This window comes from Ruegeria sp. D1(2025), assembly GCF_056536425.1.
Genome location: NZ_JBQFPO010000001.1, coordinates 1,093,311 through 1,105,724, shown reverse-complemented (window position 1 = coordinate 1,105,724; position 12,414 = coordinate 1,093,311). Strand labels below are relative to the sequence as shown.

The following is a 12,414-nucleotide window of genomic DNA, read 5'->3' as shown; positions in this document are numbered from 1 at the left end:
CATGTAATGTGTGCGCCTGCGCGGTCAATTGTTAAAAACGCGCGCGGATTGTGCGACTCCGCGCAGGTCGGGACCCCCTGTCCATTATTTCGCAAAGCGGGTAAGGGAAGTCGAGGCAAAGAAAGAGGGCCCCATGCAGGACGAAGTGCTGGCAACAGTTCAGGCATCATCACCCAGACGATGGGCAGGCGTAGGAATGCTGGGCACAGTTGGCGCGATGGTACTTTACGTCGCCTTAGCGGCACCACCTGCTTTGGGATGGCAGATATTCCTTTTTGTGATCGCGGGCGGGGCGTTCTGGCTGGCACATCGCATGTGGAACGCGATGACAGACCGGATCGAACTGACTCGAGCCGAGTTGCGCACCGGAGCAGGGCAGGTCATTGCCAATGTCGAAGATATCGAAACTGTTGATCGCGGCGTGTTTGCCTTCAAACCATCAAATGGATTTCTTGTTCGCACGACCGGCAAGGGAAAAAACACTTGGGCGCCAGGCCTTTGGTGGCGATTGGGTCATCGTGTGGGGGTCGGCGGCATGACTGCCGCCGCCGAGACCAAGTTCATGTCCGAAATGTTGTCCGCGCTTCTAGCTGAAAGGGCAGCGCCTTAGGCGTCGGGCATGTCGGGGTTCGAGGTCGGAGGTGGCAAGTCGGCTGTTGTCCAGCATTCATTGTCGTTCTGCGGGCCTTGGATATTATGATATCCGCGCGGCTGCGTGAACACGAAGTTGTCCATCGGAAACTCATTGTCGCCAAATCCGATGTAGAATGGCCGGGTATAGAGATCCTCGGTTTCTACGATGATCATGTTCGCATTGTCCGCCATGACGGGAATACGATTCCAAATTTCACTGATGTTGGCATCCGTCCATGCGTCATAGGTGTCACCACGGGTGCAGGACCAGCTAACATAGTGGCGGTCATCGGGTTCGTCGTATCGGATAAATGAAATCCGGATCGATACGTCCGAGCGGTCCGCAATCATGAATTTCTGCAACTCGTACAGGTTTGTAATGTACTGCTCGGTCACTGCATTGCGTTCGCGCGACAGGATATCCGCAATGGCATACGCGGACTTCAGGTTTCTGGCGCTCTGCCGGTAGCCATCAAAGTAGGAATATGCCGTCCATGTCGACCACATAAGGAGAGGGAAGACCATGATGCCTTCGATGGTCGCGACACCGTGCTCCCTCCGAAGGAATTTCCGGAGAAACCGTGATGCAGTTCTGATCGGGGGAAACTCAAGCCGGTTCATGGACAAACACCGTTGTTGCATGCAGTTCGTATTGACCATCCGGGTCTTTGGCCGCGAGCCGACCCAGTGTTGTTCCGACGAACAGCGGGGTGATTTCAATGCAGGCGCGGATAACCATCAACTGGTTTGATGCGCCCGGAGTGAACATCTGATCGTCCTTGCCGCGAATGTCCTCGGGCGTGTCGACACAGAAGGGCGATGTGAATTGCGCTGTTTGCATCGGGTTGCCCACATAAGGATCAATGGGCGTCATTTCGATGGCGAGGTTTTCAAAGCAATCCGGCAACGCCATGGCGCGATCACAAATGATCTGCTTCAGCAGGGTATGCGTCCACTGAGCATTCGGGCTCTGGTCGTATTTCCAGATGTGGTTCATACGGACATCCTGAATGGTTTCATCCAGGGCGCGTTCAAGGTTCGAGTGGTTGTAAGCCACAATTCCATATTCAATGCCGGAGTAGGTGGTCATCAGGAAAAGCGGAAACAGGATGATGAACTCGATCGTCGCCATGCCGTCTTCTTCGCGGCGGAACTGACGATATTTTCTGCGCAGACTTTTTATCATTGTGTCAGCCTCAGGTTGCGGATGCTTGACCCGATTGATGCAAAGACGTCAGGCAGGTTGCCCGGAGAAGCGTTATAGTAGGTGTTCTCGTCCGTTTTGCAGTACCACAGAATATCCCGACCGGCCTGGGGCGCTTCGAGGGCGATGGTAAAGACGAATATGTCGTTTGCCTTGGCCTGATCGCACAGTGCCTTGGTCCGGGGGTCTTTCTGGCTTGATCCGTTCAAAGTGACGGCATTGTTGTACCAATTGTCGCCGTTGGTTCTCCCCAGCGCTTCGCGAAACAGGTCGCGGATGGCGCGGCGGGACGTGCGTTCCCAAACGTGGTGCCAGTCAAGTTGCACCGAGAAGGAGGGGTCTCCGTTGTTGTCTGTGACAGTTCTCGTTTCCGAGTAACGCCGGTCGAACTGATAGCAAACGCCGTTGGAGCGATAGGTGCAGCGATAGACGTTGTAAGTATCGTTTCCATAGGGTTTGTCCTGCCAGATATCACGACCCCAGTACCAACCCCGGCTACTATCCCAATCCGTGTAGTTTACGTTGTGCCAGTAGTACTGTTCACGCACGTGATCGTAGGTCGAGTAGTTATTGTGATCCGAGTTCCACCACAGGATGGAAGGTCCGCTTCTGTAGGGATCGTTGACCTCGTATTGCGTCGTATTCGCCCCGTCGGTCATCAGAACGATAACCTTCATTGCATCGTTCGACGCGTAGTTGGACGGACGTGAGGCGAACTCCGCGGGAACCTGGTTGCCCGCCAAAGCGGCAACCACCGGCCGGAAGCTTTGGTCAAGCAGGGTCAGGCCCCATTTCATCCCCAGATCGATGGATGTGTTTCCGCCAGCCTGAAAGCTGTCGATGTGGTTTTTCAGGACAGTCGCATCCTTTTGCAGGATCGAAATTTGACGCCCGGCCCGCCGATCGCATATTTCGTTTGAAACCAGACCGTTAGTTGGCCTCCGGTCATAAGTATACCACGGCGTGAAATGCAGGGTTTTTGGGCGAACCAGACCAAAATCGAAGGTGTTCGTGGCAAATTCAGCGGTGGTGAAATTGACGCAGTTGGCGTGGTCATTTTGCCCCGATGTCTGCAGAAACGGCATGACATAGTCAGGCAAAGCAACCTGCGTGGCATAGGGAATAATGGAAATGGACAGTTTGCCATCTTCCGTCTTGTCGACCATTTCCTGAACAAAGTTCTTTGCAGCAGCCTTCAGCGTCGGCAGGCGGTTGTTGTTGTTCATGGACCCGGAGACGTCCAGAACAAGGGAAATCTCAACATCCCCGATCGCCTCTTCGGCGACGCTTGTGACAGTCGTATTGATGGAGTCGACGTCCCACCACTGCATGAAATGCATGGCGACGTCCATTTCGGCATGCGCCTCAACGCGGCGATACCCTTCGACGGTCACTGCGTTCGATCCGCAAAGGTCCGGCGTCACCACCGGCTCGCCGACCAGATACTGTTCAAGTCCTTCCTTGTTCAGGTAGTCCTTGATCACATCTTTGGGACACAGGTTCTGTTCAAGGTCCGCTGCGGCCAGCACAGCGCGGTCCAGCGCGTATTGCAGTCTGGCGCGCTCGCGATCGAACCGCATGATGTCGACGGCAAATCCACCGACCGCAAAGACGATCATTATGAAGGTCAGGGCTAGAATCGTCATCAGCCCACTTTCGGACTGAACAAACGATTCCGGGTTTTTCAGGCTGGTGTCTGCCTGCGTCGTTTTGTTAGATCTTGGCTTCCAAAAAATCTTTTGCATAACGAATCCCTCTGCCGGCCAGACATACTGAGACCAGAATTTCGCAAGTATTATTATTTAGCGCCGGATCATGGCGAGAATTGGGCGGTAACGCGGTCGCAAGTCCTATTTTCCGGGGGTTTTGGCTGCAATCACGCCGGTTTAGCGCGCTTTGTTTCGGCGCGAGGGACAATACTTCAGCGGCGCGTTAATCTTCTAGGTGGCCGGAGAATCGAAATCGGGTTTTTACAAAGTGATGAAAAAAAGTGCGGTTGGGCGTTGCGGCTTTTCATTAAGGGTGCGACAAAAAGTCGTGACATATGTCAGTTTCCGGTACGGAGGAATTTATGACCGGCATTATTGAACCCAGCTTTCGTAAAAGTGTTGACCTGATGTTCAACAGGGCCGCGTCCCTGATGGATCTGCCGCCGGGACTTGAAGAGAAGATCCGGGTGTGCAACGCCACTTATACCGTCCGTTTCGGTGTGCGCCTGCGCGGTGATATCCATACATTTACCGGATACAGGTCGGTCCATTCCGAACACATGGAGCCGGTCAAAGGCGGTATTCGCTATGCCATGGAAGTCAATCAGGACGAGGTCGAGGCGCTGGCTGCCTTGATGACGTACAAGTGCGCGCTGGTAGAGACGCCGTTCGGGGGCTCCAAAGGCGGCTTGTGTATTGACCCGCGTCAGTATGAAGAACACGAACTGGAACAGATCACCCGACGGTTTGCCTATGAACTGGCAAAACGCGACCTGATCAACCCATCGCAGAACGTGCCCGCCCCGGACATGGGAACCGGCGAGCGTGAGATGGCTTGGATGGCCGACCAATACGCGCGCATGAATACGACGGATATCAATGCGCGTGCTTGTGTGACTGGCAAGCCTCTCAACGCGGGTGGTATCGCGGGGCGCGTAGAGGCAACTGGTCGCGGAATTCAGTATGCGCTGCGTGAATTCTTCCGGCACCCGGACGACATCGAGAAGGCCGGCTTGTCCGGAAGTCTGGATGGCAAGCGCGTGATTGTTCAGGGGCTTGGAAACGTGGGCTATCACGCCGCAAAGTTCCTGAGCGAGGAAGATGGCGCGCGCGTTATCGGGATCATTGAGCGGGACGGTGCCCTGCACAATCCGGATGGCATCGACGTTGAATCGGTGCGGAACTGGATTGTGAAACATGGCGGCGTCAGCGGCTATCCGGATGCGGCGCATACCGCAGAGGGCGCTGCCGTCCTTGAGGCCGAATGTGACATTCTGATCCCGGCGGCACTGGAAGGTGTCATCAACCTTTCCAACGCAGAAAGGATCAAGGCGCCGTTGATTATTGAGGCCGCGAATGGTCCGGTGACTGCCGGTGCGGACGATATCCTTCGGAAAAAGGGCGTCGTTATCATTCCGGACATGTATGCCAACGCGGGCGGTGTGACCGTTTCGTATTTCGAATGGGTCAAGAACCTGAGCCATATCCGGTTTGGGCGGATGCAGCGCCGTCAGGAGGAAGCCCGCCACGAACTGATTGTCAGCGAACTTGAGCGGCTGGACAGATATCTGGGCGACGCGTGGTCAATGTCCCCGAACTTCAAGTCCAAGTACCTCAGAGGCGCGGACGAACTGGAACTGGTTCGCTCGGGGTTGGATGACACGATGCGTATCGCCTATCAGTCGATGCGCGAGGTCTGGCACAGCCGCGATGATGTCGAAGACCTGCGGACTGCGGCATATATCGTCGCCATCGACAGAGTTGCCAAAAGCTATCGGGCCAAGGGCCTTTGATGCAGTAAGGCGATCCGGGTGCAAGGTAACCCGGGTCGCCTCCGATCAATTCAAGGAATTCGGGAAATCGGTTGTGGCGGGCGCTTTGGCGCACAGGTAAGTTGCCGCGAGTGAAACGAATCCCGGGGGACTTCTAATGTTGCGTATCGCCATCGCCGCCATTCTTTTGGCAACGCCTCTGGCCGCGGCTGAGACCAAAGAACAAAGCTGCAAGTATCAGGCCGACGTGGTGGCCGCTATTCAGAACGCCCGCCTGGACCGCGTCAAGGAACGCGATGTCGCGAAGGCGGTCGCTGACAGCGGCCCGACCTGGCCCGAAAACTACAATGCCGCGATTCCGTTGATCACCCCTTGGGTGTATGAGCAAAAGATGCGCGACGTTCGCAAAAAGGATCTAGGCGCGGCCTGGCTGGAGCTATGTCTTCAGCAATAATCCACAGCTGGTTATATTCCTTGTGGATAAGCGCGCCATCCCCTTGGCGCGCGTTTTCATTTCTGGCAGGTTCGACACATGTCATTGCCCCCCGGTTTCCTGGATGAATTGCGCACCCGGCTAAGCCTGTCTCAGGTCGTCGGACGCAAAGTCATGTGGGATCAGCGCAAGTCCAATCAGGGCAAGGGCGACATGTGGGCGCCATGCCCGTTTCACCATGAAAAGACGGCGTCGTTCCATGTCGATGACCAGAAGGGGTTCTACTACTGCTTCGGATGCCACGCCAAGGGCGACGCGATCAGTTTTGTGAAAGAGACCGAGAATGTCTCGTTCATCGAAGCAGTCGAGATTCTGGCACGCGAGGCGGGTATGCCCATGCCGCAACGCGACCCGAAAGCACAGGAAAAACAGGACCGCCGCGCGCAACTGGCTGATGTGATGGAGCAGGCCGCCCAGTTCTTTCGCCTGCAACTCAAGACCGGGGCAGGTGGGGCTGCGCGGGAGTATCTGGCGCGTCGCGGGCTTAACGAACAGGCGTTGGACCGGTGGGAAATCGGCTTTGCCACGGATGGCTGGCAAGCGCTGTGGGATCATCTGCGGGGCAAGAACGTGGCCGAGGATCTGATCCTCGGGGCCGGGCTGGCCAAACCCTCGAACAAGGGCAAGAAGCCCTATGACACATTCCGCAACCGGATCATGTACCCGATCCGTGATCCGCGCGGGCGCTGCATTGCGTTTGGTGGCCGCGCGATGGACCCCAATGACAACGCCAAGTACCTGAACTCGCCCGAAACGGAGTTGTTCGACAAGGGCCGAAGCCTTTACAATCAAGGCCCCGCACGACAGGCGGCCGGGAAGGGTCAGCCGCTGATCGTGGCCGAAGGCTACATGGATGTGATCGCCCTGGCCGAGGCTGGTTTTGAGGCGGCGGTTGCGCCGCTGGGAACCGCGATTACCGAACACCAGCTGCAGCTGCTGTGGCGCATCTCGGATGAACCGATCATTGCGCTGGATGGCGACACGGCCGGCCTGCGGGCGGCGATGCGGGCCGTCGATCTGGCTTTGCCGCTTCTGGAAGCCGGAAAATCCCTGCGCTTTGCACTGATGCCCGAAGGCAAAGACCCCGACGATCTTTTGCGTGGCGAAGGACCTGCGGCTGTGCAGGCCGTGTTGGAAGGTGCCATGCCCATGGTCAAGCTACTGTGGCAGCGTGAGACCGAGGGAATAGTTTTCGACAGCCCGGAGCGTAGAGCGGCTTTGGAGCGTGCTCTGAAGGACAAGACGGCGTTGATCCGAGATGCATCAATACGCTCTCATTATGAACGGGAAGTCAAAGACCTGTGCTGGCAGCTTTTCCGTCCGCAACGCCAACCGCAAAACCGCCAATGGCAGCCGGGCGGCAAATGGAAGCCACAAAAACAGCCCGCTTCGCCAGGCGCGCGCGCCTCGTTTCTGGCCTCGTCCGAAAATGCAGATATCCAGATGCGCGAAGCGGTCATTCTGGCCATCGCCATTCTGAACCCCAAGGTTGTCGTGCAGTTCGAACACCAGTTGGAGGAGATGGACTGCCACGATCCAGACCACTCGGCGCTGCGCGAGGTCATCCTGCGCCACGCAATTGATGACCCGGACAATCTGAAAGATCACATAGTGGGAACTTTGGGGCTCGAACCCCTTGAAAACCTTCTGGCCCTTCGCCATGTCGCAGTCATCCCCTGCGTGCACAAACCGGGCGACGTGGAAAAGGCCGAGATGACGCTGGCCGAGGAACTCGCAAAAATCAAAGCGCTCCGGGGGTTGGATGCTGAGATTGCCGAAGCTGCGGAGGAACTGTCCGAACTGGCAGATGAGGCGCTGACCTATCGGCTGGCGCAAGCCGCCGAAGAGCGCAACCGTACAAGCCGCAGCCAGAATGAGGACAGGGCCGTTTTTGACATCGCCGACAACGGCGCGCGGATCAACCGCGACGAGAAAGACGCGTTCGAGGCCATCATGTCCGGCATCAAATTCGAACGGAAACGCCGCTAAAGTGATGTTTTCGTAAGGCACTGGAAAAGAAAAACGGGTAAACGGGTGGCCGAATCACTTCTACGCGCTAATGATTCGGTTCAAACGAATCACCCATCCCTGCAGGAGCATTGAATGGCCGCCAAAGACACGTCCGAAGATCGCAAATCAGACGAGCAGGAACAGGAAATCTCGCTGGACATGAGCCAGGCCCAGGTCAAGAAGATGATCGCCGAGGCCCGCGAGAAGGGCTACATCACCTACGACCAGCTCAATCAGGTTCTGCCGCCTGATCAGGTCAGTTCGGAACAGATCGAAGACGTTATGTCGATGCTGTCCGAGATGGGCATCAACATCATCGAAGATGAAGAGGCCGAAGAGGAAGAGAACAAAGGCTCGACCGAACTGACCACAACGGAAAGCAACCGTGAGGTTGCGTTGTCGGGTGCCGCCACCGAGAAACTGGATCGCACCGACGACCCCGTGCGCATGTATCTGCGCGAGATGGGCAGCGTCGAGCTGCTGAGCCGGGAAGGTGAAATTGCAATCGCTAAACGGATCGAAGCTGGCCGCAACACGATGATCGCCGGTCTGTGCGAAAGCCCGTTGACCTTCCAGGCCATCACCATCTGGCATGACGAACTTTTGTCCGAAGATATTCTGCTGCGCGACGTCATCGATCTGGAAACCACGTTCGGTAACCAGATGGACGAGGATGGCGATGTCGAGGAGCCGGTGGTGGACACGTCAGCGGTTCAGGCTGCCAAACCCGCCAAAGACACCGGGCCAGAGCTGGACGCGGATGGCAACCCAATTGCCACCGACGACGACGACGATGAAGACGAACAGGCCAACATGTCGCTGGCTGCGATGGAGACAGCGCTGAAAGAGCAGGTTCTGACCACGCTCGAGCGGATTTCGTCTGATTTCGCGATGCTGTCCGAAATGCAGGACAGCCGTATTTCGGCAACGTTGAATGAAGATGGATCTTTCACCGCCAAGGATGAAGAGACCTACCAGAAGTTACGGGCCGAGATCGTTGTGCTTGTGAATGGTCTGCACCTGCACAACAACCGGATCGATGCACTGATCGACCAGCTTTACGGCATCAACCGCCGCGTCATGTCGCTGGACAGCTCGATGGTGAAACTGGCGGATCAGGCGCGTATCAACCGCCGCGAGTTTATTGATGAGTATCGTGGTCGCGAACTGGATCCGAATTGGCTGGCCGAGATGGCTGAAAAGCCGGGCCGGGGCTGGCAGATGTTCATCGAACGCTCGACCGACAAGGTCGAGGAACTGCGCAACGATATGGCTCAGGTCGGGCAATATGTCGGTCTGGACATCAGCGAATTCCGCCGCATCGTTCAGCAGGTTCAAAAGGGTGAGAAAGAGGCACGTCAGGCCAAGAAGGAAATGGTCGAGGCCAACCTGCGCCTGGTGATCTCGATTGCCAAGAAGTACACGAACCGTGGCCTGCAATTCCTTGATCTTATTCAGGAAGGGAATATCGGCCTGATGAAGGCGGTCGACAAGTTCGAATACCGTCGCGGCTACAAGTTCTCGACCTATGCAACCTGGTGGATCCGTCAGGCGATCACGCGCTCGATCGCGGATCAGGCGCGCACCATCCGTATTCCGGTCCACATGATCGAAACGATCAACAAGCTGGTTCGGACCGGTCGTCAGATGCTGCACGAAATCGGTCGCGAGCCGACGCCGGAAGAATTGGCCGAAAAGCTGCAGATGCCGCTGGAAAAGGTTCGCAAGGTGATGAAGATCGCCAAGGAACCGATCAGCCTCGAAACGCCGATCGGCGACGAGGAAGACAGCCAACTGGGCGATTTCATCGAGGACAAGAATGCCGTGCTGCCGCTGGACAGCGCCATTCAGGAAAACCTCAAGGAAACGACCACCCGGGTCCTGGCTTCGCTTACCCCGCGTGAGGAACGCGTTCTGCGGATGCGCTTTGGCATCGGTATGAACACTGATCACACGCTGGAAGAAGTCGGCCAGCAGTTCAGTGTGACGCGCGAACGGATCCGACAGATCGAGGCGAAAGCGCTGCGCAAACTGAAGCATCCCAGCCGGTCAAGAAAACTGCGGTCCTTCCTGGATCAGTAAATACAAAGGCGCCCCGATCGAGGCGCCTTTTTCTTTTCCCGGGGCGTTCACATCTTGTTGTCCTGTCTGAAAGTCAAATTGGCGAGAACTCACAAGAAGAGGGACAGCGGGATTTCTATATCCGTCTGGTCCACTCATGGGACGGGCCGGGGCGAGATGGTCTCATCGATGACCCCCGGCTACGCTCAAACGCGGTTCAGCGGGCGATCGACGCGGCCGCGAAATGTGGTCGGAGGCTGGCCGGTCCAACGTTTGAACGCCGTCGAAAACGCGGCCTGATCGGCATACCCCAGAGAATAAGAAATCTCGGACAGGTTCATCCCGTTTCGCAGAAAGGTCTGCGCAAGATCACATCGCAGGTCTTCAACGATGTTGCGATAGCTGGTCCCTTCATCGGCCAGCCTGCGGGCCAGTGTGCGAGGGCTAAGACCCAAATCGGCAGCTGCCTGATCTGCCTGGATAATGTTTCCGGGCAGGGACCGGGTGATCAGTCCTTCAACCCTTGCGCGTGTCTTCTGCCTTTGGGATTGCCGGTCGGCCAGCAGACGCTCGGCATAATCAAGCAGATGGGCGCGCAGTGTAGGGTCGTAAGTTGGAATTGGAAGATCAAGCGAGGACAGAGACAGGACGATGCACATCCGTTCGGCGCCGAAAACTACTGGAAACCCTCCTATTTTCTCATATTCCGGCGCGCGTTGACCGATTTCGTGCTGAAAGCGCATCTCGACGGGGTGAAAATCTGACTGGGTCAGGGCGCGCAGTCGGGCTATGGCCGCAAATAGCAGGAATTCGGTGCGTCTGTGATAGCGGGAATAACTGGCGTCCTTCCAGTCGATTTCAAACACTGCCGAGTCGTCTGAAAGGCGCAGATTGAAAATCAGCGCAGGATCAATCATCCAGTGAAAGTAACACGTGTTCTCAATGGCTTGGCGCAAGTTCCTGGAGTATTTACTGATATAGGCTGTAAGAGTAGATGACTCATCAAATCGGATGCCTGCCCGGGCGGCGAAAGTGATGTCATTGACCGCATCGCAGGCATACCGGACAAACTGGGCTTCTTTTTTGGCATGGTAAGTGGTTGCCGGCGGGGCAATTCCAGCCCGACTGAGTCCGCTTTGCCGCAGGACGTGATCCGTGAGCGCAGTTTGTCCGGTTTCTTCGTCCAGCGTCTTTGCCAATCGCTGAATGCGGCAAATATCAACTTCCATGGCTCGGCGTAATCCATTCTCAAATCTGAAGCTGATCTTAATACCAAAGATCCGGCGCGCACCAACTTTTGTGGCGGAAGCCGAGTGCTGAGGGGCGGCTTTCGGTGCGATTGGCAAATTCACACAAGGATTTGACTGGTGTGCACATGACCGAGTTTTGACAATTCTTATGTACATATTGCTGTCGGGTCCGCGCCTTTTGGGGAAGAGGCCAGAGCCCAGAGGGCCGGACTACCACCCCGGTTCAAAGGGTTCCCCGACACGCTGCTCCCACAAGATCGTTTTCATTTTATTGAGTTTTTTGGCTTGGCCGGAATATGCTTGGGCAGGTCCGGGGGCACCGGTTCACAGATTTTGGCTGAGCGTCTGAATAGATCGTGAGGACCACTGTTCCGCCGATGCTGGCATACTAGTCTATGCGGCAGTCAGAAACAGGAAAGGTCGAAAATGATGAAACGGGTCATGACTTCAATGGTACTTGCCACTGTGGCGATCTCCGCTCCGATGACAGCCGGGGCCGCGCCCAACGGGTTTCAGACGGTTGCCGTCAACAATTCGGTTTTTGAGGTGATCCCAAGAGCACGCCAAGATGTAGACGGTTATTGGTGCGCCGCGGCCGATTTCGCGCGTCGGACGCTCGGGGCCGGTTGGCAGCAACGGGTGTATGTTGTCCGGGGTTATGGCCCAAGCGAGGCGACAGGTCGCCGAACGGCTGTTCAGTTTTCCCTGACACCACCGAAAAACGCACCTCAGCAAAGCAGTGTGTCACTTGGCTTTCAGGTTGGTGAAAGTATGTCGGTACAGGGCGCAAATGGACGGTGTAACCGCCGGCAGTTCATAAACTAGGTAATGGTAAGCAGAGCTTTGCAGATCGAATTCACCATCTCAACACGCGGCGCCGGTCTATATGAATTTACCGGCGACGTTTGTCGATGGATGAGTTCGGTTGCAGGCGACGGCTTGCTTACGCTGTTCGTCAGGCATACATCCTGCTCTCTGCTTATTCAGGAAAACGCGGATCCCGAGGTTCAGACTGATCTGCATGCGTTCTTTGAACGGCTCGTGCCTCCGTCAGATCATCCTTCGATGGCATATTTGAGGCACACTTACGAAGGCCCTGACGACATGCCCGCACATATCAAAGCGGCCCTTATGCCGGTTTCACTTTCCATACCTGTTGCGGCGGGGCGGCCTGTGCTTGGGACGTGGCAGGGGATCTATCTGTTCGAACACCGTACTGCACCGCATGAACGTCGGGTCGCTGCACATTTTGCATGACCCCTTTATATTGCGGTGAAAAATT

Annotated in this window: 10 protein-coding genes; 6 read left to right on the top strand and 4 right to left on the bottom strand. The window is 56.3% G+C overall.

The genetic code is table 11. The features are described from left to right. The first annotated feature begins 133 nt into the window (after positions 1-133). Positions 134-610 carry a hypothetical protein gene (locus ACR1XU_RS05585; protein ID WP_480907232.1) on the top strand — a complete coding sequence of 159 codons (477 nt, stop codon included), beginning with the start codon at positions 134-136 and terminating at the stop codon, positions 608-610. Here the strand turns inward: ACR1XU_RS05585 and ACR1XU_RS05580 are convergent. The 3 genes from ACR1XU_RS05580 to ACR1XU_RS05570 form a co-directional block, all read right to left on the bottom strand. Beyond that, entirely contained in the window at positions 607-1,158 is a 552-nt protein-coding gene (locus ACR1XU_RS05580; protein WP_170806080.1) for a hypothetical protein, read from the bottom strand. The two genes, ACR1XU_RS05585 and ACR1XU_RS05580, sit on opposite strands and share 4 nt — an antisense overlap. An 82-nt stretch (positions 1,159-1,240) precedes the next feature. Further along, complete coding sequence (locus ACR1XU_RS05575; RefSeq protein ID WP_170806081.1) at positions 1,241-1,819, bottom strand: TadE family protein; 579 nt, start codon at positions 1,817-1,819, stop codon at positions 1,241-1,243. Then, complete coding sequence (locus ACR1XU_RS05570) at positions 1,816-3,483, bottom strand: pilus assembly protein TadG-related protein (protein WP_170806082.1); 1,668 nt, start codon at positions 3,481-3,483, stop codon at positions 1,816-1,818. Before ACR1XU_RS05570 ends, ACR1XU_RS05575 begins: the two co-directional genes overlap by 4 nt. A 425-nt stretch (positions 3,484-3,908) precedes the next feature. Between ACR1XU_RS05570 and ACR1XU_RS05565 the strand changes: the two genes are divergently transcribed. The 4 genes from ACR1XU_RS05565 to rpoD all read left to right on the top strand — a co-directional run bounded on the left by ACR1XU_RS05565 (position 3,909) and on the right by rpoD (position 9,903). Further along, entirely contained in the window at positions 3,909-5,339 is a 1,431-nt protein-coding gene (locus ACR1XU_RS05565; RefSeq protein ID WP_170806083.1) for a Glu/Leu/Phe/Val family dehydrogenase, read from the top strand. Positions 5,340-5,475: 136 nt separating this feature from the next. After that, positions 5,476-5,772 carry a hypothetical protein gene (locus ACR1XU_RS05560; RefSeq protein ID WP_170616618.1) on the top strand — a complete coding sequence of 99 codons (297 nt, stop codon included), beginning with the start codon at positions 5,476-5,478 and terminating at the stop codon, positions 5,770-5,772. A gap of 78 nt (positions 5,773-5,850) precedes the next feature. Then, entirely contained in the window at positions 5,851-7,800 is a 1,950-nt protein-coding gene (gene dnaG / locus ACR1XU_RS05555) for a DNA primase (protein ID WP_480907229.1), read from the top strand. Positions 7,801-7,914: 114 nt separating this feature from the next. Beyond that, positions 7,915-9,903 carry an RNA polymerase sigma factor RpoD gene (gene rpoD, locus ACR1XU_RS05550; RefSeq protein ID WP_170616614.1) on the top strand — a complete coding sequence of 663 codons (1,989 nt, stop codon included), beginning with the start codon at positions 7,915-7,917 and terminating at the stop codon, positions 9,901-9,903. Between the two features lie 185 nt (positions 9,904-10,088). On the opposite strand, the gene ACR1XU_RS05545 is transcribed toward rpoD, so the two are convergent. After that, complete coding sequence (locus ACR1XU_RS05545) at positions 10,089-11,111, bottom strand: helix-turn-helix domain-containing protein (protein WP_480811337.1); 1,023 nt, start codon at positions 11,109-11,111, stop codon at positions 10,089-10,091. 864 nt (positions 11,112-11,975) lie between these two features. On the opposite strand from ACR1XU_RS05545, the gene ACR1XU_RS05540 reads away from it, so the two are divergent. Beyond that, positions 11,976-12,389, top strand: a complete 414-nt coding sequence (locus ACR1XU_RS05540; RefSeq protein WP_170806381.1) for a secondary thiamine-phosphate synthase enzyme YjbQ — start codon at positions 11,976-11,978, stop codon at positions 12,387-12,389. Positions 12,390-12,414: the final 25 nt, after the last annotated feature.